The following is a 21261-nucleotide window of genomic DNA, read 5'->3' as shown; positions in this document are numbered from 1 at the left end:
AGCTGCAGATCCCCTTTATACCTTATTATATATAGATGTTTTAGTATTCGTATAGCTTGATGTGGAGTATTTTATTATCGCCACATGAGATGCGGGCATGGCGCCCCTGGTGGTCCTGATCGCCATTATCACGACGGATAAACTGTAATTTGCCGTTTTTGTCTACTTCAACCTGGTCAACATATCCGATACCGATACGCTTACCTTTGAAGGTTGTGGCTTGTTTCTTTGTTTCGGTTCCACCATTGTCTACAAATCCGTCCTCACCGAGTTTCTTTTCTTCAGCTTGCGCTTTTTCAGTCTTGCTTTGGAAGACTACGACGATTCCATTACCTGCTATGATGTATTCGTTCTTGGCTAGTTTCACAATCAAGCCACCGCCTTCAGGCCATTTACTGCCATCTGTAGCACGTGGATCCCATGGTAGCGTGAAGAAATGACGGCAGGTCATGGTGATATCTCCATCTTCGATGATGCGCTCTTTATCTTTCTGGTCGAAGAGTAATCCCCAGTTTTTACCCTTTCCCTGATGCTGGAGCAGGAGAGGAGAGAGCTGATTGATAACCTTGTATGAACGTCTGAGACTGTTCTTCACCTTGTAGTTAGCTTCATCGAGAGCAAACGGACTGAAACTGATGGCATCTGTTTCGCCGAAGGTATAATATGCTTTTACACCGCTATTGATATCGCATTTCACTTCTGGAGTGAAGAAAGGATTGTCGGCACGCTTGTATTTCTCTACCCATCCCTTGTAACCGGTATCATAGATATCTGGTGCAAAGATGTCGATACTTGGTGCACCGCATTTCCAGATGTCAATCAGATGGGCAAGTGGTCCGGCAGAAGGATATTCGCCTGGTTTTCTGCCACGACTGTTCATTGCTGCATTTACATACATCGGAATATTGTAGATGGCTTTGCCTGCTGAGGCTAGCTGCTCTACATACTTGGCATAATAATATGCTTGGAATTTCTCGTCAGCATAACGGTCTGTTCCGAAAACTTCTGCCCATGTACCTTTCTTCTTGAGCTTGAGTGCCTTGAGCAATGAAGCAGGAACGGGTTGTCTGTAAGCTTTTTCGGCAAGAGGAGAGTGGTCGCGGGCAGATTCGAGCATGCCGATTTCGTTTTCTACCTGCATCATGATAACGGTATTCTCCTGACTGTCTACTGCTTTGATGTGCTTCATCAGTTCGCAGAATGCTCGCTTGTCTGCTTGAAGCAGGTTATCGCTGAAGGCTGTGCATATCTCTAATGGCTTGCTGTTCTCTGTGAGTGAACGAGGGAAACGCTTGGTGTTTTCCTTTACCCATAGTGGAGCATAGCAGCTCATGGAATTCTTCCAGGCACCAAACCATAGGAAGACAATCTTCAAGTCATGCTTACGGGCAGTTGTGATGACGCTGTCTACAAGTGCAAAATCATATTTGCCCTCGTCAGGTTCAACAAACTCCCAATATGCAGGAACGAAGACAGAGTTGACTCCGCTATTCTTCATCTGTTTCAATGCTTTCCTGATGTCGGCAGGACTCGTTGCGGCAGAGTTGCTCAACTCACCAGCCAGGAGAAGCATCGGCTTGTCATTGACAACAAGCTGGGTTGCAGAGCCTTGCTTCTGCAGTTTCACTCCAGCTTGTATGTTGATGCAGCATAATAATGCTAGAAAAGATAATACGATCTTATTCATAAATCTTCATTTTTGAAAAGGTTTGAAAATACTTGAGACAGGTATTGCGCCATTCCTTTGCATTCTCCAACTGTACATTGAGCAGAGAGTCGGTATGTTGCCATTCCTGCTCATGCCCCTTCATGTACTGCTTGGCTGAGGTATGCCAGAAGTCGCGGTAAACTTCTACCATCGCCACACCCATGTTGTACTTCATGCAGAGTTCCTGCCAGAGGGTGCTTCCTGATTTCATTTTGTAATCCCAAGCTACATGATGAAACCATAGGAGATATTCTTCTGGGCAAGTCTCAATGTTATCATACAGACTGCGATATGGTTCCGGATACTGACCAACGGCATCTGTACCTTTGGATGAGCGGTCGAAACCTACACCCTGAGCATCTGCCTTGTGATAGTATACTGGGCACCATTCCAGAGGATAACTTGCGATGAAACCATCTGGTTCCGGACCGTAGTGGTGATCGAACTTGAAGATATGATGCAAACCCAATGGCATCATATAGTTGACGCAAGCTTCACGGGAAGTCATCATCATCATCTCTACCGGCTTGGTAAATTTCTCGTCCTGGTTTTCGTAGGTCTGTACGAGCCATTCGTGAGCAATCTCCTCGGCTGTAAGTGAAGGATTCCATGCCAATCGGCCAAAAGCATACCAGTTAGCCTGTGAGAAAGGATGACCACACCAGTTGGCATCATCACCGATATTGGCTACACCCGCAATACCTTTCACTCTGTTTGGATTAACAAACTCAAAGAACTCTTTCCACATAGGTGCGAGATAGGTGAGGTGCTTAGACTGACCGAGATATTCCTGGGTAATCTGTAGTTCTGCTATCTGTGGAGTCTGTTTGATGTTGTCGAAGATGGGAGCGTATGGCTCACGAGGCTGGAAGTCGAGCGGACCGTTCTTTGATTGGAGGATTACGTTGCCACGGAACTTTCCATCCATCCCTTTGAATTCGCTGACAGCTTGCTTTACACGGTCTTCTCCCTTATGGTTAGCACCATATACAAAGCTTCGCCACATGATGATGCCTCCGTATGGTTTGACGGCATCGGCAAGCATGTTGGCTCCATCGGCATGTGTGCGGTGGTAGTCGCCAGGACCAGGCTGTCCTTCAGAATTGGCTTTTACGAGGAAACCGCCAAAGTCTGGAATGGCAGCATAAATCTCCTTTGCTTTCTTCTTCCACCACTGTTGTACCTTTTTGTCCAATGGATCTGCAGTCTTGGTATAGCCCAATGCCATAGGAGAAGCAAAGTTAATACTGAGATACACTCGGATGCCGTAAGGACGCAGGATGTTGGCGATGACTTTCACCTTATTAATGTATTCAGCAGTCATCATCTTTGGCGATGCATTCACATTGTTGAGCACGCTGCCGTTGATGCCCAAAGAGGCGTTGGCACGGGCGTAGGTGATAAGACGGTCGTGCAGACTCTTGCTGATGCTGCCGCCTTTGCCGTTCTTTCCGAGTTTGATTTCTTCCCATTTGAAGATACTCTTTCCGGCATAGCCACGTTCGATGCTGCCATCGAGATTATCCCAATGGTTGAGAATGCGGAGACCCACTTGTGGTTTCTCGGTCTCATCGATAGCTTTGCTGAAGTTCTGCTGATTACCGCTACCTGTGTTGTAGGCATCGGTGTTCTGAAGTCGAATTAACTCGTAGGCACCATAGAGCAAACCGATAGGATTGCTGGCGGTGATAGTTGCTTCGTACTGAATATTGTCGCCTTGCTGGGCAGGACGGGCGTAGATATTATAGCCTTCGCCCAGGTTGAGACTCTTGTCTATCTTGAGCTCAACATTCTTGCCACGCCAGTTGTTTTCCAACTCCTGCTTGGCAATCTTGGCTGTTGCATCATCAGGCAACTGTGAGATAACTTGGCATGAGTTAGCATACTGCTTTCCGAGCCATAACTGTGAACCATCACTCTGTGCAGAAACATGGAGTGATGTAAGTACCGTAAATAATAAAATGAGGTATTTCTTCATATCTTTCCAGATCGTTAGTTTGTATTATTATTGTTTCTGCTGCAAAGATACGAAAAAATACCTTATTCTCTTCTATTTGTTGTTTATTTCTCATTTCTCTTTGTTTCAGCATACTCGCTAGGCGACATGCCATAGTGTTTTTTGAACACGGTAGAGAAGTGGGTCTGGTTGTTGAAACCTACAGAGTAGGCTACCTGCGTGATATTAATCTGCCCCTCTTCGATGAGTCGTGCCGCCTGTTCCAGTCGGAGGTTACGGATAAATTCTCCGGCAGAAACACCAGCAATCTCCTTTAGTTTACGATGGAGTTGTGCACGGCTGATACCTACCTCCTCGGTAAGTTTCTCTACATTGAGGTCGGGATCGGCAAGGTGGGCGTTGATATATTTCATCACGCGTTCCATCAGGGCATCGTTATTGCCCTTTACCTGAATCTGCTCAATCTTCGCCTTCTGCCCCTGTGCTCCGCTGTATTTGCCGCGGATGCGTCGCACATTATCCACCAGGTTGTCGATAAGGATATGCAACTCTTCCATGTTGAAAGGCTTTGCCAGGAAAGCATCGGCTCCTCTGCGAAGTCCCTCCAACCGGTGTTCCACCTCGCTCTTCGAGGTGAGCAGGATGACTGGAATATCGCTGATGTTGCTGTTGCTCTTGATACTCTTGAGCATCGTGATTCCATCCATCTCCGGCATCATCACATCGCTTATCACGAGGTCGTACTTGCTGGTGAGCAGCATCTTCAAACCCTCCTTGCCGTTGCAGGCATGCTCAAAGCGGTACCAGTCGCTCAGTTCGGTCTTGATGTATTGGGCAATCTCGTTGTCATCGTCAACTATCAGGATCTTGAAGTTGCGGTTGGCCTGTACTTTCTTTTTGGTAATCTCCTGCTCCTTCTTGTCTTCTTCTTCCAGTATCTCGCCTGGCTGCAGATGGCTCTTGCCCAGCGGAATGCTTACTTCGAAGCAGGAACCCTTGATGCCGTCGGTACGGTTGTAGGCCTTAATCTTGCCTCCGTGCATTTCTACAAACGCCTTACAGAGGTTGAGCCCGATACCGGTTCCTTCGATATGGAGACCGCTGCTGTTGTTTCCCTGATAGAAACGTTCGAAAAGGCGGTCAGTCTTCTCTTCCTTCAGTCCGATTCCTGTATCTTCTACCCTGATGGTGGCATTCTTTTCGTCTTTACCTATGATAACAGTAATCTTTCCGCCATCAAAGGTATACTTCATGGCATTGGAGAGCAGGTTGGAGATAACCTTGTCAAAGTTGATGCGGTCTATCCAAACCTTCAGCTTGCCTTTGTCGCTGCTGAGGCTTTCGTCTTCTTTGAGCGAAAGGGTGATGTTGCGCTCCTGTGCATTGAAGCGGTAGAGCGATACGATGCCATGCAGGAAATCCTTGAGCGGAGTCTCCTGGCAGTGAAGATGCATCTGGTTCTTGTCTATCTTTCGCTCATCAAGTATCTGGTTTACCAGAAGCAGGAGGCGCTGGGCATTGCGGTCGATGGTATCGATATCCTGTTTGCTTTCGGCATCTGTTAATCTTGTTTTCAGCTTGTTGAGCGGTCCCATGATCAATGTCAGCGGCGAGCGGATGTCGTGGGTGGCATTAATGAGGAACTGCATCTTGGTCTCTTCCAGGTCTGCCTTGCGGCGGCGCTCGTATGTATAGATAACATACAGGATGACGCTTGCTATGATCAGGATATAGAGGAGATATGCCTCGGGTGATGCATACCAAGGGTCGCATACCTTGATGTTGATGATGGTAGGATTCTTGGAATATCTGCCATTGCTGGTAGCTCTCACCTCCAGCGTATAGTCGCCCGGTTTCAACTTGTTGAATGCTACGGCATTGGCTCCCTCATTGGTGCTGTTCCATTTGCCGTCGTTGATGCGGTATTGGAAACTGATATTATCGGTGTTCCTGTAGTTGAGCAGCGAGAACTCCAGAGTGAATGAATTCTGGGAGTAAGGAATGCTGAAGTCTTTGACCGTACAGTTGATTGGCTTTCCGTTGATGATGAAGTTGGTGAGATGTACATCTCCCAATTCCATCTTCTTGGCTCTGACAACGTCAGGATAGAAGGTTGTGATACCATCACTGGTTCCAAAGGCGATAAGGTCGCTGGCGGTATGCATGGAAGAGCCCAGCACGTACTCACGGGTAGTAAGTCCGTTGCCGTTGATGTGCCCGATAAACTGTCTGTTCTTCTGTTCGTACTGCCAGATGCCCATGGTTGTACTTACCCACAAGTCACCCTTCTGGTCTTTGATGATGCTGCATACCTGCTTGCCTTTCAACGCTTCCGCATGAGGGAAGTTCTTCGTCTTGTTGCTCTTTCTGTCAAACAGATAGAGTCCTTCTTCGGTACCGATGATAATATCGCCGTTCTTTCCTTCGCAGATACCATTTGCCTGTCTGTCTTTCAGAATGTTGTGCCATCCGAAATCCTTGAAACTGAGCGTTCTGGTATTGAGGCAGGAAACTCCATTAGAGGTTCCTATCCATAAATGGCCTGTATGATCGAGCGCCATGCTTCGCACCCAGTCGTTGCAGAGAAATCCTTTATCGCCTCTTTGCTGCATATTCAGAACGGTAACCTTGCCGCTTTCCACATTATATATATAGAGACCTTTGCTGTATACAGAAATGTAAAGGTTGCCCTGTGCATCGTCGGTCATACAGTAGATGCCGGCACTGGTAAATGTGAGTTTCTGCTGGTATGTACCTGTATGAGGGTTGTAGCTGTAGAGTGCGCTGCCATTACTGATCCAGTAATCGCCACGTCGGTCTTTATAGATGATGCAAGTACCGGCAGGTGACTGAGGGTGGGCGATAATCTTGCCTGAAGCATCAAAACAGAACACACCACTGTTCTGTACCGTACACCATGTTTCACCATTTTCGCCTTGTGCAATAGATGAAACGCTGCTGCCGATGATGTAGTTCTGTGCCGAAAAGCTCCAGCTGTTGAAAGCCTGCTGGCGCTGGTTTATCAGATACAGACCTTTCTTGTAACATCCTATCCAGAGATTGTTGTCCTTATCTTCGATGATATCGTTGACGAAGGCAGTAGCCAGATTGAAACTGCTGTTGCTGTTCTCCAACTGTTCTACCCTGTTGCTTCCCTTCCTGATCATGAGAACACCATGCTCAGAGGTGCTGATATAGAGGTTGCCTTCGTGGTCGAAGGTAGCATTGTTGATGGTTACATTATTCTGATAACCGCCAAAGTCGTAGCCGGCATCAGCGATGCGGCCTGTCCGGTAATCATAATAGATGATGCCATACATACAGGCGATGAGCATGGTCTGCGGACGATGCTGGATGAAAGCCACAGGTGCTCCGCATGGCGATTTGAAGTCTTTGCGCTGCACCTTGCCTTGTTTCTTGATGAAACGGGTAAAGATAGAAAGGTGGCTACTCTGCCAGAGATAATGATGCTTATCTTCGTAGATATGGGTAAAGAATACATCAGAATCGCGCTCTGCGTATTGCCTTTCCTGTCTGATAGTGAAAAGGTTGTCTGTTCCTTTCTGGGTATTTCTGTCTTTTACAGAATAGAGACCATATCCTGCAGTACCCAGCAGGATATCGCCATTGTGACTTTCTACCATAGAATAGATACGTGGCTTTCTGCCATCAGGAAACTGGAGACGGGTGAAATCGTTCGTCTCATAATTATAGCGCATCAGTCCCTTGGCACAACCTATCCACAGGTTACCTTTCTTATCTACCAGCAGGTCGGAGATAATGTTGTCAGTAATGGAGGTTGTATCTTCTTCGTTGTGCAGATAGTTGGTAAAGCGGTAGCCGTCGAACTTGCTGAGTCCGTATTCGGTTCCCACCCAGATATATCCGTATTTATCCTGCACAATGCAGTTGATAAGCGAACTTGACAGTTTGCCCGATGTGAAAAGTTCACCACTGTCAGCCCATACCATGAGCGAGATGGTGATAGCGAAGAGTGCCGTTAGGCAATGTCTGATATGCTTCATATTTTCTGTCCGTTTTCTTGTTTAAAATAGGTTGTTACGGCTGCAAAAATAACAAAAAACAATGAAAGAAACAAATTCTAATGCAACAAAATGTTTCATTTCTTTTTGTTTCTTTATCTTTTTGTGCCCTTTTTGCAAGTATGAAACAAATAGAAAAGTAATGGTAACTATTAAATACCTGTTATTTCATTACTTATCAGTAAATTTGCATCGTCAACAACAATAGAAACATTAAAAGCATCATAATAACAATGAATAGACAAGCAATCAAAATCTTATCGCTGGCGCTCGTATTGGCTACGTCAAGTTCTGTAGCTTTTGCCCAGAAGGTATGGAAAGGAACTTGGGCTACTGCAGTGGAATGGACTGGTAAAGGAGATATGCCTAAGGAAAGCTTGAGCAACCGTTCTTGCCGACAGATAGTTCATGTATCTTTTGGAGGAGAGGAACTCAGAGTGAAGCTCAGCAACGAGCAGAGTAAGGAGCCGGTAGAAATCAAATCGGTGTATATTGCAGATACTGATGTTCCAAGCAATTGGGGAATCAATGCCAAGACGGTGAAGTATCTCAAGTTTAATGGCAAGAAGAATGTAACCATTGCTCCGGGCAAGGCTATCTTCTCAGATGATTTGAAATATGCCTTGAAGAGTGGACAGCGCCTTACGATTACCATCGACTATGGCAAGCAGACTCCAGTGAATGCAACATCCCATCGTGGTTCGCGTACTACCTCTTATATAGTAAGTAATGTGAAGGGCAAGGCGGTGAAACCTGCAGATGCAGCTTTCGATAAGCAGGAAAAGGCTGACCACTGGTACAATCTTTCTGCCATTGATGTGAAGACCGATAAGGCTACCCCTGTGGTGGCTATCCTCGGAAACTCTATCACCGATGGCCGTGGAAGTACCACCAACCATCAGAACCGCTGGACCGATTTCCTCTCGGATGCTCTGAATGCAGAGAAGCCATACGGCGTATTGAATCTTGGAATCGGTGGCAACTGCGTGGTGCAAGGTGGATTGAGCGAACCAGCCATGAAACGTTTCGACCGTGATATCCTGGGACAGGCTGGTGTAGATAAACTCATCATCTTCGAGGGAACCAACGATATCGGTTGCTGCGGCGGAAATTATGAGCATGTAACAGATACCCTGATTGCCTGCTACAAGGTGCTGATAGCAAAAGCCAAGGCAAAAGGCATCAAGGTATATGGCGGAACCATCACCCCAACCAAGGGCAACGGATGGTATTCTTTCTGGCATGAGGCTATGCGTCAGACCGTGAACGAATGGATCAGAAAGAGCGGTGCCTTCGACGGGGTTATCGATTTCGATGAATTGACCCGCGACCCGAAAGATCCTCAGCGTCTGAAGGCAGAGTATTCAGATGACTGGCTGCATCTCAATCCGAAGGGATATGAGGCAATGGGCAAGTTTGCCGCAGAGAAATTGAAGTAAATATATTATATGCATCTTTTATATTATATATAATAAGGTGTAAACTTAATGACAGAATAAAATATGGAACAGACATCTGTAACACAGGAATCTAAGGGATTCTACAAACTGAATTGGCTACAACGCATCGGATTCGGATCTGGCGACTTGGCGCAAAACCTCATCTACCAGACCATCTGCATGTATCTGTTGTTCTTCTACACCGACATCTATGGACTTAATCCTGGTGTTGCTGCCACCATGTTCTTGGTGGTTCGCTTGGTCGATGTACTCTGGGACCCATTGGTGGGAACTTATGTAGATAAGCATAATCCACGTTGGGGTAAGTATCGCTCTTATCTCGTCCTGGCGGGTTTGCCACTCACCGTACTTGCCATCCTCTGTTTTTGGAATGGTATGGAAGGACAGACAGAAACCATCAAACTTATCTATGCCTATGTAACATACGTAGGCTTGTCTATGCTCTATACATTGATCAATGTACCTTACGGAGCCTTGAACTCTTCGCTGACCCGCGATACAGACGAGATAACCATTCTCACCTCTGTACGTATGTTCATGGCAAATGTGGGTGGACTCTGTGTATCGGCAGGTGTTCCAATCCTGGTAGCGATGCTCGCTGCAGCCAAGGATCTTCCTATTGAGATGGCGCTCTTCATGGGTTTGGGCTCTTTGCCATCTTTCATCTTTATGCCACTCGTTCCTGCCATCAAGAAAAAGGTGGGCAAGAAGAATATGTTCTACATCTTCCTTACTGTGGCTATCGTGGGTATGGCGATGCTTTATATCATCAGCAAGATGGGACCTGTAAAGGATCATATCACGCTGGTTTATATCGCTCAGTTCATCAAATCAACAGGCGTAATCGTAGCTACAGGATATATGTGGGCTCTGATTCCGGAGGTTATCTCTTTTGCAGAATATACCAGCGGCAAGCGTATTGCCGGTATCGTCAATGCCTTGACCGGTATCTTCTATAAGGCTGGTATGGCTTTGGGTGGTGTTGTTCCTGGTGCCGTTCTTGCATGGACCGGTTATCAGGCAGCGGCAGCTCAAGAGAGCAACTCGCTTCCTACCGACAGTAATGCCTGGTTTGTTGCCATGCTGATTTTTGCTCTGGTAGGTTTTGCCCTTCTGGTATTCTGCTTTACCCAAACCAAGGAACGTGTGGTGATGGATGAGAAGGAAACCAAGAACGTGAAGGTGAGCGACCTGTGGACAGAATTCTTCCACAACCGTCCTCTCCGTATCGTGGCGCTCTTCTTCATTACAGCCTTCGCCATGATGTCTGTAGGTAATGCTGCCGGTGCTTACTTCATGAATGATTTGGAGCAGCAGACTCCTCTGGCACAGGAGGGTATCCGTTGGCTGGTATGTGTGATTCCTGCCATCTTGCTGGGCTTGGCGATGTTCATCATCTCTAAGTATGAGTTGACCGATGAGGTCATCGACGACATCAACAAGAAGATTGAGGCCCGACACAAGGATGAAAACTAGAGACTATAATTATTAACGAGAAAAATAGATATAAGATATGAAAAAGATCACAACTCTGGCACTGGGGCTGATGCTTGCTTCAACAGCTTTCGCTCAAAAAGCGAACTCAGCAGCTCAAATCCCAACATTCCAGGAAACTATGGGTAAGTACTTCCTGGTAGGTGCTGCCATTAATACAGATTTGCCTAATGGACAAGACCCTGCAGGTGAGGAAGTAGTGAAGAAACAGTTTAACCAGGTAGTTGCCGAAAACTGTATGAAGGGTGAGAAGAATCATCCGGAGGTGAATCGCTTTGATTTCACTGATGGCGATAAACTCGCTGACTGGGCAGAGAAGAACGGCAAGACCTTGATCGGGCATTGTCTGGTTTGGCATTCTCAGCCACCTAAGTGGATGTTTACCGATGATAAGGGTAATCTGGTAAGCCGTGAAGTGCTTATCGGCAGAATGTATAACCATATTATGAATGTGGTTACTCATTATAAAGGTAGAGTAAAGGGTTGGGACGTAGTGAACGAGGCATTCGAGGATGATGGCTCTTACCGCAAGTCTCTATATTATAAGATTATCGGTCCGGAGTTCATCGAACTGGCTTTCCGCTTTGCGCATGAGGCTGATCCAAACGTAGAACTCTACTACAATGATTATTCTACTTCGAAGCCAGCTAAGCGAGAGGCTATCTGCAAACTGGTTCGCGATTTGAAGGCGAAGGGTCTCCGCATCGATGCAGTAGGTATGCAGAGCCACAATGGTTTTGATTATCCTGACTATGCTGAGTATGAGAAGAGCATCGAGGCTTTTGCTGGTGAAGGCGTGAAGGTGATGCTGACTGAGTTGGATATGAACATGCTTCCTAATCCGGAAGGATTCGGCGGAGCGGAAATCAGCCAGAAGTTTGAACTTCAGAAAAAGTACAATCCATACGTGAAGGGACTTGACAAGAAGGCGCAGAAGCTCTTCAACCAGCGTTATCTCGATCTCTTTAAGATTGTAGAGCGTCATAAGGATGTCATCAGTCGTGTTACCTTCTGGGGTGTCAACGATGGTCACTCTTGGTTGAATGGCTGGCCTATCCCTGGCAGAACCAACTATCCACTGCTTATCGATCGTAACAACGAGGTGAAGCCAGTGGTGAAGGAAATCGTCAATCTCTTTAAGTAAAATCTCTTTAGATAATATTGTACATCTCTTAAAATAATAAACAACAATGAAAGCAAGATATTTGTTCCCAAAGGATTATATGGCAGATCCATCTGCCAATGTGTTTAACGGTCGCCTGTATGTTTACCCATCTCATGACTGGGACAGCGGCGAAAGCTTCGACGATGATGGCGGTCACTTCCAGATGAAAGACTATCATGTTCTCTCTATGGACGATGTGATGGATGGTGAGGTAACCGATCATGGTGTGATTCTCGATGTGAAGGATGTGCCATGGGCTGAGAAGCAGATGTGGGACAACGATGTAGTAGAGAAGGATGGCAAGTACTATCTCATCTTCTCTGCCAAGGATTATAATGGCGTGTTCCATCTCGGTGTGGCTGTGGCTGATAAGCCTGAAGGTCCTTTCGTTCCGAATGCCGACCCAATCCGCAAGTCATACAGCATCGACCCTTGCGTGTTCAAGGATGATGATGGCAAGATTTACTGCTACTTCGGTGGTATTTGGGGCGGTCAGCTTCAGTGGTACAAGGACAACAAGGCACTGAAGGATGAGCATCTTCCAGAGGGCAAGGAGAATCCATTGCCATCTCGTGTAGCCATGATGACGGATGATGTGCAGCAGTTTGCTGAAATGCCAAAGCCTGTTGTCATCGTTGACGAAGAGGGTAATGTATTGCCAGCTGATGATCCGCATCGCTTCTTCGAGGCCAGCTGGATGCATAAGTATAAGGGCAAGTATTACTTCAGCTACTCTACCGGTGATACTCATTATCTCTGCTATGCTGTAGGTGATAATCCTTATGGTCCGTTCACTTACAAGGGCGTCATCCTGGAACCGGTAGTAGGTTGGACAACCCATCACAGTATCTGTGAGTACAAGGGACAGTGGTATCTGTTCCATCACGACTGCGTGCCATCTAATGATACTACCTGGCTTCGCAGTGTAAAGGTGGCTCCTCTCTTCTATGATGAGGATGATAACATCTTGCCGGTTCAGCCAGAATAAGAGTATTATACGTTTTAGTTGACTTTTAGGTTTATAATAGTTTTGATAAATAGTTGATATATAAGTTAATGTTAGTTTGGAAGAAACGGCATCTTCGTGAGGAGATGCCGTTTTTGCGTATGTTCCTATTCTTTCTTTTCTTCTCTTTCTGCTTTCTTTTGCTTTTCATCTAATGTTATTTTTAAGTTATTTCTATCATTTTGTGGGAGATTTCGGATATTTTTGTTTACCTTTGTGCCCGTAAATCGTAAAAGAATAATTTATGTTGAGATTACTTTTAAGGCTTTGGTGGTTGCAGCAGCGCCGTAACTTCCATAAGAGAGATGCCTTCGTGGCGTGCTACATCATCTTCCTGTATGTGGTGATGGGCGTGAGCTTCTTTCTCAGCTTCACCGAGAATGGGGGAGAACTTGGGGGCGAAGACATGCCTGCCCTGTTGGGAGCTGGTATCGTTGTCGGTATGCTGATTCCTGACATCATCATGAAGATGGTGATGAAGCGGGATATTACGGCGATGGATGATTATGTGAAGTCGCGCCCTGTGCCGGAGAAAATCTGGAACAAGTTCCTGCTCACTACCAATCTCGTGAGTTTCTGGAACTATGTGCTTCCGGTGCTTATGCTTCCGGTATTTATCTATTTCCTGCCTGCAAGTGAGGTTGTTGCCAGCTTCTTCCTGTTCCTGGGGTTCTCTTTCATCAACGGCATCTACATCACCTGTTACCGCAAGGCAACAGAGTGGATTCTGAAATGGCCCTTGATATTGGGATGGATGGGAATGTTTGCCGTGCTGATAGGGTATATGTTTGTGGCTTCCTTCTTCCCGGTATGGATGGGATGGATAGGTATCTTTTTCCTTGCTGGAACGGTATTCGCCGGACTTACCATCTATCTCTATCACGAAAAGATTTATAACGAGCAGAAGCAGAAGGTTTCCAAGTTCCGTGGTTTCAGCCATATCAACCTCTTCAGTCTGCAATATATCGGCACATTGAGAGCAAAGCGTGTCCGTACGATGGTGATTATGATTACTGCCATCTTCCTTTTCGATGCCTATCTCTTTGCCTTGCTACCGGCAGAAGCGGGACAGGAAATGGGGGACAAGGTGGCTATGACTACCCTCTATGTGGCGGGTGCCATCCTGCTGCCATCGGTGGTGTTGTCGCAGTGGACCTTTGGCATTGAGGCAAACTTCTTCCATGGTTTGATGACCAAGCCTGTTAAGGTTAAACAGATGCTGCAGAATTGCTTCTATTATTATATGGTAGTGAGTGCTGTCGCCTTGTTGCTCACCCTTCCGTTCCTTTTCCTGCAGGCAGGAATCGGAATCCAGGTGCTTATCAGTGGTTTCTGTCTGGCAGTATTCATCAATCTCTTCAATCTGCCTACGGCACTCTTCTCTTCCCGTCTGGAGATATTCCAGACTTCCATGTTCAGCATGCAGGGAGCGAATCTGAAGATTAATCTTTATGCCATCGCCTTTCTCTTCCCGCTGGCAGGTGTCTGTGCTGTCTATTATTTCTTCGGTGAGACGGCATGGTTTATCACCTGCGTAACGCTGTCAGTCTTCAGCATCGCCATCCACAAATGGTTCATCGCCAAGATAGCTGCCATCTTCGAGAAGAACAAGTATAAGCGCATGGAGAAGTTTATGGAAAGCTAAGAGAATTAAGTGAAGAGTGAAGAACGAAGAGTGAAGAAACAACGTTCGGCGGCCGAAGGGAAAGCCAATTCAATAGCTTTACTAATCATATAGTTCAAAACTCAAGGTAATCATAAAGTTCAATGTTCAAAATTCAAAGTTCAAAGTAATATGATCAAGATTCAGAATCTCAAAAAGATATATAATGGCAATACCGTACTCGATATTGATAATCTGGGTGTTGCAAAGGGCGAGTTGATTGGACTCGTAGGTAATAATGGTGCGGGCAAGACCACCTTGCTCCGTCTGATTCTCGACCTGATTCAGGCTGATGACGGTTTCGTGGAAAGCAATGGACAGAAGGTGAACGAGAGTGAAACCTGGAAGGAATATACCGGCAGTTACATCGACGGCAGATTCCTCATTGACTTCCTCACCCCTGAGGAATACTTCGATTTCATCGCTGATGTTTATCACATTGACGATGAAACCTTGCAGGAACGATTGGCTCAGTTTGAGGGCTTTATGCACGATGAAATCATGGGAACCAAGAAGTATCTCCGTGATTTTTCTCAGGGTAACCGACAGAAGATTGGCATTATCGGAGCGATGATCATCAATCCGAAGGTTCTTCTCCTGGATGAGCCTTTCAACTATCTTGACCCATCTTCTCAGATGACTATCGCCCACATGATTCAGCGTATCTGCAAGGAGCAGGGCACCACGGTCATCATCTCCAGCCATAACCTCAACTTCGTTGCTGACATCTCCTCCCGCATCCTTCTGCTGGAGAAAGGCAAGCTGGTGAAGGATCTTCCTAATGCCGATGGTGCTGCCATCGCCGAACTCAACGAGTACTTCGGTATTCAGGCGGAATAAACTTTTTCCGTTAATATTATACAAATTCCATGATATGATTTGTATAATTATCGTTAAATGCTTACCTTTGCACTCAAACGAAGAAAAAAAGAATCAATGAGCAAAGGAAAATTAGCAAAGTTTGCGGATATGGAGCGTTTCGAGAACGTGTTCCAGTATCCATATAGTGTAGTAGATGACGTGCCTTTCGATATGAAGGGCAAGTGGCGTGAGATGTATTTCCACAATGATAACCCTATCGTGCTGGAGTTGGGATGCGGCAAGGGTGAATATACCGTGGAACTTGCCAAGCTCTATCCTGAAATGAACTTCATCGGTGTGGATATCAAGGGTGCACGAATGTGGACCGGTGCCAAGAAGGCGATAGAGGAAGGACAGAAGAACGTGGCTTTTCTCCGTACCAACATCGAGATTATCGACCGCTTCTTTGCCGAGGATGAGGTGCAGGAAATCTGGCTCACCTTCTCTGACCCGCAGATGAAGAACCCTCGCAAGCGTCTTACATCTACTTACTTTATGAACCGTTATCGCCACTTCCTTGTGGATGGCGGTATCATCCATCTGAAGACGGACTCCAACTTCCTCTTCACCTATACCACTTATATGGTGGATGGCAACCATCTGCCTGTGCTCTTCCGCACAGAGGACCTCTATCATCAGGAGGGTATCGATGAGGAAACCCGTAAGATTCTCTCTATCCAGACCTATTATGAGAGTATGTGGATAGAGCGTGGCTTGAACATCAAGTATCAGAAGTTCGCCTTGCCACGTGAGGGTGAGTTGGTGGAACCTGATATTGAGATTCCGCTGGATGATTATCGCAGTTATCGCCGTGATAAGAGAAGTTCAAAGGATACAGCGAAGTAGATTTCTACAATGATTTGAATAAGCTTCCGCAATGCTTTGAATGCCTTTTCTCAAGCGTTATTGGCGTTTGAAGAATGCTTCATAAGTATCTGAAAGAAGTAACTGAAGTTGTTCGGAGATACAATAGAAGTTGTTGGAACAGTAAGTATCTCGAAGCGCACAACAGTTGATATGCGGTCGCACATCAGCTGTTGTGCGCTTGTCTTTCAGCTGTTGTGCATGCGTAGAACAGCTGTTGTGCGGTTTTTTAATGGCAATTCTATTGATTGTCTTTATTAATCAAGTTGACTACCACTTTTACCATAACATCTTTTTCCTCAGTTCTGCTTTCTGCAATCATCAGTGTCAGGGCAACGAGTGTGTTGTCGGCAATTCTCTTATTCCATTTTCTGCATACAGAATGCCATTCTTCTCCATAAACCAAAGAAAAAGCATGGCCGCAATTCTCTTGTTGCCATCGTTGAATGAATGGTTTTTTACGACAAGGTAGAGCAGCATGGCTGCTTTTTCTTCTACCGGAGCGTAGAGTTCTTCACCACCGAAGGTTTGGTAAATCTGACCTATGCTGCTCTTGAAAGAATCATCCTTCTCATTGGCAAACCATTTACTGCCTCCAAACTTTTCTTTCAAAGCATTGATGGCTTCCATTGCATTTTCGTAGGTGGCATGGAACGGCTCGGCTTGAGTCGTCTTGTCTATAAGCAATGTCTGATAATCATATTTGTCGAGAGTATCCAGGGCATAAACATAGTCGCTGATGACATTGAATAGTCCGTTATATTCACCTTCTGAAACCTGATCTTGCAATGTAATCGCACGTGACATCAAACGAACCACTTCTTTCAGTTCGTTGTAATTGTCTAGGCGTTTCTGGTTGATGGCATAACCCTTGATAATGTATTGCTTCAAGATAGAGGTTGCCCAACGGCGGAAAGAGGTCGCATTCTTGCTATTCACTCTGTACCCTACCGAAATAATCATGTCAAGATTATAATAAGGAATATCACGAATGATTTGTCTCTTACCCTCAAAACGAACCTGTGCATTTTTTGCACAAGTTGACTTTTCGTCTAGTTCTTGACTCTTGTAAATGTTGCGAATGTGTCGTGTAACAGATGTTCTGTCAACAGCAAACAACTCTGCCATTTGGCTTTGTGTAAGCCAAACAGTATCATTTTCTAATTTTACATTCAGCTCTATGTTGCCCTCTGGGGAACGATAGATTTCGATGGAAGAATTTCTCTGCTCCATACCTTTCATTATTTAAATGTCCTTGCCTAGTACCCAACTTTTGGATAATTCGGCAAAGATACGATAATTGTTTGATTCCTACAAGGTTTTCTAGTATTTTTTCTTCTTTTTGATGAAACTTACGAAAGATTGAAATGGTTTTGTCTTAAGAAAAGCATTCGTTTTTGAGGGTTGCTTTCTTGCCGTTATCGGCAAAAAAAGAGGGAGAATAATCGCTTTTTTTGTTATTTTCTTGCCGTTATCGGCAAAAAGTGTTATATTTGCAGTCGAAATTCAAACATAAACTTGCCGATAATTTATGGACTATATATCAGTGAAAGAGTTTGCGCAGAAGTATGGGGTGTCAGAACGAACTGCGCGTAATTATTGTGCTTCCGGGAAAATTGAGGGAGTAGTGTTGGTGGGAAAGACATGGAATATTCCTGCCGATGCAACCTTGCCTATGCGTAAATCCAAGAAGCAACAGGTTTCTCCACTTCTTTCTATCCTTCGGGAACAGAAGAATATGAAGCTGAAAGGAGGCATTTATCATCGTACTCAAATAGACTTAACCTATAATTCCAATCATATCGAAGGAAGCAGGTTGTCGCATGAGCAGACTCGTTTTATTTTTGAAACCAATACGATAGGCATTACAGACCAAAGTGTAAGGGTGGATGATATCATTGAGACAACCAATCACTTCAGGTGTATCGATTTGATTATCGAGCAGGCTGATGAGAAGTTGACCGAAGACTTCATCAAGAAACTTCATCTTATCCTCAAGTCAGGAACTTCTGATAGCACTAAAGATTGGTTTGTGGTGGGAGATTACAAGCGATTTCCAAATGAAGTGGGGGACATTGATACTTGTGAACCGAAAATGGTTCATAAGGAAATGGTAAGGTTGCTGATGGAGTATAATGCCAAGAAAGTAAAAACGTTGGAGGATATTATCGATTTCCATCAGCGCTTTGAGTCTATTCATCCTTTCCAAGATGGTAATGGAAGGGTAGGACGACTGATCATGTTCAAGGAGTGCCTAAGCAATGGTATCGTTCCGTTTATCATTACAGATGAGTTGAAGATGTTTTATTGTAGAGGATTGCACGAGTGGAATCACATTAAAGGTTATCTGATGGATACTTGTCTTACAGCACAGGATTTCTATAAGCGTCTGCTCGATTACTTCCAGATTAAATATCAGGACTAGCCTTAGGTTAGGGATATGTATAGTATGTTATAATCTTACTATATCTTTTGTTAATTACGGGAAGAATCTTGTTAAAGCGAGAAGAAAATGGTGGAAATGCTTGGTGTTTCCACCTTATTTTATTAAATTTGCAGCAAGTTTTTGAAGAAATGCAGTAACCTTTGGGGCTGCATAAGCCTGATGAAACGACTAAAAGAATAGAATAATAATGACTAACTAAATAAACGACAAAATGATGAACTACAAGAAATTGGCTCTTACCATTGCGGCAGGAGCGATGGCAACTACAATGATGGCGCAATCTGCACCAAAACTGAATGCCAACAACATCGATGAAGTAATCAAGGCGATGACCTTGGAAGAGAAAGCCCAGATGCTGGTGGGTGGTGGTAACGATGGATTCGTGGGCAGTGGCGCTATGCTCGGACATCAGAAGAAGTTCGTGCCGGGTGCTGCGGGTACTACTGTAGCCATCCCTCGTCTCGGTATTCCTACTACCGTACAGTGTGATGGTCCTGCCGGTGTTCATATCGATGCTCATCGCGAAGGTGACAGCCGTAGCTACTTTGCTACCGGTTTCCCTATCGGAACCTGTCTGGCTTCTACCTGGAACACCGACCTGGTGCGCAAGGTGGGTGAGGCTATCGGTAATGAAACCCTCGAGTATGGCTGTGATGTTGTGCTCGGACCGGGTATGAACCTGCATCGCAATCCGCTCTGTGGCCGTAACTTTGAGTATTATTCAGAAGATCCAATCGTAACAGGTCTTATCGGAACTGCCTTTGTACAGGGTGTGCAGAGCCAGGGCGTGGGTGTAAGTGCCAAGCACTTTGCCGTGAACTCCCAGGAGACTGACCGTACCAAGGTGGATGAGCGATTGAGCCAGCGTGCTCTCCGTGAATTGTATCTGAAGGGTTTCGAGATGATGGTTCGCAAGAGCAATCCTTGGACTATCATGTCTGCCTATAATAAGATTAATGGTGTGTATGCCCAGGGCAACAAGGGCCTCCTTACAGATATTCTCCGCAACGACTGGGGATATAAGGGAATCGTAGAGACCGACTGGATTGGTAAGCGTGCCGACCTTCCGCTGGAGCAGGAAGTTGAGGCTGGCAACGACTTGATGATGCCGGGTTATCCTGCACAGGTACAGGATATTGTTGATGCCGTAAAGAATGGCAAGCTGGATATCAAGGATGTGGACCGCAATGTTCGCCGTATGCTCGAATATATCGTGAAGACTCCTCGATTCAAGGGATATAAATATAGTGGAGAGCCAGACTTGAAGGCTCATGCAGCCATCACCCGTCAGAGTTCTACCGAGGGTATGGTGCTCCTGAAGAATGATGCCGCTCTTCCTATTCAGGGCTTGAAGACCGTGGCACTCTTCGGTGTCAACTCTTACGACTTCATGTCGGGTGGTCTTGGCAGTGGAGCCGTTAATGTTGGCTATTCTGTGGATATGGTTACCGGTTTGAAGAACATCGGCGTGGCAACTACTCCTCAGCTTACAGAAATCTATCAGAATTATGTAAAGTATGCCAAGGCTAAGTTGAAGGCAGACAAGAATCCGATGATGTGGTTCCTGGATCAGGGACAGCCAAAGCTCGATGAAATCGAGATTACTGAGCGTTGTGTAGCCGGTGAGGAGCCAAAGGCGGATGCTGCCATCATCACCATCGGCCGTCAGGCAGGTGAGGGAATGGATCGCCAGATCAATGGTGAGTTCAATCTCAGTCAGATAGAGCAGGATATGATTTTCCGTGTATCTGATGCTTTCCATGCCAAAGGCAAGAAGGTGATTGTAATCATCAACTCTGGTTCTGTGATGGAGACAGCCAGCTGGAGAGACCGTGTGGATGCTATTCTCGTAGCTTGGCAGCCTGGTATCGAGGGTGGTAACTCTGTAGCTGATATCCTGACTGGCAAGGTGAATCCATCGGGTAAGTTGACCATGACCTGGCCTATTGCAGCTACCGATCATCCTTCTACCGCCAACTTCGCCAAGGATTACGATATGTACACCTACAAGAATCTGCAGGATTGGAGCAAGGGCAACATCAAGGGTTACGACTATAGCAACCACGAGGAGGATATCTACGTAGGTTACCGCTACTTTGATACCTTCAAAAAAAATGTGGCTTATCCTTTCGGTTATGGCTTGAGCTACACTACCTTCGAGTTTGGCAAGCCATCTGTCAAGGCAAAAGGCAATAACATTGAGGTAAGCGTAACCATCAAGAATACCGGTAAGGTTGCCGGCAAGGAAGTTGCTGAGGTTTATGTTACCGCTCCTAAGGGCGCTTACGAGAAACCAGCCAAGGAACTCAAGACCTTCGGCAAGACAAGAGAACTGAAACCAGGTGAGAGCCAGACTTTGAAGATGACCCTCGAAAAGCGCGATCTTGCCAGCTTCGATGAGGCCAACAGCCAGTGGAAGGTAGATGCAGGTAACTATCTCTTCAAGGTAGGTAGTGATGTAGAGAACATCAAGGGTACTGCTACTTTGAAGGTGGCAGAATACACTGAGAAAACAAGCAATGCTTGCGCTCCTAAGGTTCAGTTGAACTATCTGAAGCAGAAATAATTCGTGGTTTGTGCAAAATGAAATAGAT

12 protein-coding genes and 1 pseudogene are annotated in these 21261 nt (G+C 45.7%); 9 read left to right on the top strand and 4 right to left on the bottom strand.

What is annotated here, in order from left to right; all coding sequences use genetic code 11:
• Positions 1 to 40 precede the first annotated feature (40 nt).
• The 3 genes from ONT08_RS04900 to ONT08_RS04890 all read right to left on the bottom strand — a co-directional run bounded on the left by ONT08_RS04900 (position 41) and on the right by ONT08_RS04890 (position 7690).
• Positions 41 to 1687, bottom strand: coding sequence for a DUF5597 domain-containing protein (locus ONT08_RS04900; RefSeq protein ID WP_264959369.1), 1647 nt, complete (start codon positions 1685 to 1687; stop codon positions 41 to 43).
• A complete protein-coding gene (locus ONT08_RS04895; RefSeq protein ID WP_264959368.1) occupies positions 1680 to 3686 on the bottom strand; it encodes an alpha-glucuronidase in 2007 nt (668 codons plus the stop codon). The genes ONT08_RS04900 and ONT08_RS04895 overlap by 8 nt, the downstream gene beginning before the upstream one ends.
• Before the next feature lie 83 nt (positions 3687 to 3769).
• The gene (locus ONT08_RS04890) at positions 3770 to 7690 is read right to left on the bottom strand and encodes a hybrid sensor histidine kinase/response regulator transcription factor (RefSeq protein WP_264959367.1); all 3921 of its coding nucleotides are present in this window, start codon (positions 7688 to 7690) and stop codon (positions 3770 to 3772) included.
• Between the two features lie 251 nt (positions 7691 to 7941).
• Here ONT08_RS04890 and ONT08_RS04885 point away from each other — a divergent pair, with 251 nt between their 5' ends.
• From ONT08_RS04885 to trmB, 7 genes are all read left to right on the top strand, one after another.
• A complete protein-coding gene (locus ONT08_RS04885) occupies positions 7942 to 9147 on the top strand; it encodes an SGNH/GDSL hydrolase family protein (RefSeq protein ID WP_181985885.1) in 1206 nt (401 codons plus the stop codon).
• Positions 9148 to 9210: 63 nt separating this feature from the next.
• Positions 9211 to 10644 (top strand): MFS transporter, encoded by a 1434-nt coding sequence (locus ONT08_RS04880; RefSeq protein WP_118200368.1) that lies wholly within the window; start codon positions 9211 to 9213, stop codon positions 10642 to 10644.
• A 37-nt stretch (positions 10645 to 10681) separates the two neighbouring features.
• A complete protein-coding gene (locus ONT08_RS04875) occupies positions 10682 to 11806 on the top strand; it encodes an endo-1,4-beta-xylanase (RefSeq protein WP_118085852.1) in 1125 nt (374 codons plus the stop codon).
• A gap of 46 nt (positions 11807 to 11852) precedes the next feature.
• Positions 11853 to 12815, top strand: a complete 963-nt coding sequence (locus ONT08_RS04870; RefSeq protein WP_118085853.1) for a glycoside hydrolase family 43 protein — start codon at positions 11853 to 11855, stop codon at positions 12813 to 12815.
• A gap of 262 nt (positions 12816 to 13077) precedes the next feature.
• Positions 13078 to 14478, top strand: a complete 1401-nt coding sequence (locus tag ONT08_RS04865) for a DUF5687 family protein (protein ID WP_264959366.1) — start codon at positions 13078 to 13080, stop codon at positions 14476 to 14478.
• 150 nt (positions 14479 to 14628) lie between these two features.
• Positions 14629 to 15336, top strand: a complete 708-nt coding sequence (locus tag ONT08_RS04860) for an ABC transporter ATP-binding protein (RefSeq protein WP_118190176.1) — start codon at positions 14629 to 14631, stop codon at positions 15334 to 15336.
• A 96-nt stretch (positions 15337 to 15432) separates the two neighbouring features.
• Complete coding sequence (gene trmB, locus ONT08_RS04855; protein ID WP_022121261.1) at positions 15433 to 16203, top strand: tRNA (guanosine(46)-N7)-methyltransferase TrmB; 771 nt, start codon at positions 15433 to 15435, stop codon at positions 16201 to 16203.
• A 259-nt stretch (positions 16204 to 16462) separates the two neighbouring features.
• Here the strand turns inward: trmB and rhuM are convergent.
• Positions 16463 to 17463, bottom strand: a pseudogene (gene rhuM, locus ONT08_RS04850) (RhuM family protein).
• Positions 17464 to 17752: 289 nt separating this feature from the next.
• On the opposite strand from rhuM, the gene ONT08_RS04845 reads away from it, so the two are divergent.
• The gene (locus tag ONT08_RS04845; RefSeq protein WP_264959365.1) at positions 17753 to 18646 is read left to right on the top strand and encodes a DNA-binding protein; all 894 of its coding nucleotides are present in this window, start codon (positions 17753 to 17755) and stop codon (positions 18644 to 18646) included.
• A 235-nt stretch (positions 18647 to 18881) separates the two neighbouring features.
• Complete coding sequence (locus ONT08_RS04840) at positions 18882 to 21233, top strand: beta-glucosidase (RefSeq protein WP_264959569.1); 2352 nt, start codon at positions 18882 to 18884, stop codon at positions 21231 to 21233.
• The last annotated feature ends 28 nt before the right edge of the window (positions 21234 to 21261 follow it).

The organism is Segatella copri (assembly GCF_026015465.1).
Taxonomy (GTDB): domain Bacteria; phylum Bacteroidota; class Bacteroidia; order Bacteroidales; family Bacteroidaceae; genus Prevotella; species Prevotella copri_E.
Note: the sequence above shows the minus strand (reverse complement) of the source record. Positions and strands in the feature narration are given on the sequence as shown.

Excerpts from the sequence above, each read along its gene's own strand:
- ONT08_RS04900 (WP_264959369.1), bottom strand. The coding sequence starts at position 1,687 with ATGAATAAGATCGTATTATCTTTTCTAGCATTATTATGCTGCATCAAC.
- ONT08_RS04895 (WP_264959368.1), bottom strand. The coding sequence starts at position 3,686 with ATGAAGAAATACCTCATTTTATTATTTACGGTACTTACATCACTCCAT.
- ONT08_RS04890 (WP_264959367.1), bottom strand. The coding sequence starts at position 7,690 with ATGAAGCATATCAGACATTGCCTAACGGCACTCTTCGCTATCACCATC.
- ONT08_RS04885 (WP_181985885.1), top strand. The coding sequence starts at position 7,942 with ATGAATAGACAAGCAATCAAAATCTTATCGCTGGCGCTCGTATTGGCT.
- ONT08_RS04880 (WP_118200368.1), top strand. The coding sequence starts at position 9,211 with ATGGAACAGACATCTGTAACACAGGAATCTAAGGGATTCTACAAACTG.
- ONT08_RS04875 (WP_118085852.1), top strand. The coding sequence starts at position 10,682 with ATGAAAAAGATCACAACTCTGGCACTGGGGCTGATGCTTGCTTCAACA.
- ONT08_RS04870 (WP_118085853.1), top strand. The coding sequence starts at position 11,853 with ATGAAAGCAAGATATTTGTTCCCAAAGGATTATATGGCAGATCCATCT.
- ONT08_RS04865 (WP_264959366.1), top strand. The coding sequence starts at position 13,078 with ATGTTGAGATTACTTTTAAGGCTTTGGTGGTTGCAGCAGCGCCGTAAC.
- ONT08_RS04860 (WP_118190176.1), top strand. The coding sequence starts at position 14,629 with ATGATCAAGATTCAGAATCTCAAAAAGATATATAATGGCAATACCGTA.
- trmB (WP_022121261.1), top strand. The coding sequence starts at position 15,433 with ATGAGCAAAGGAAAATTAGCAAAGTTTGCGGATATGGAGCGTTTCGAG.
- ONT08_RS04845 (WP_264959365.1), top strand. The coding sequence starts at position 17,753 with ATGGACTATATATCAGTGAAAGAGTTTGCGCAGAAGTATGGGGTGTCA.
- ONT08_RS04840 (WP_264959569.1), top strand. The coding sequence starts at position 18,882 with ATGAACTACAAGAAATTGGCTCTTACCATTGCGGCAGGAGCGATGGCA.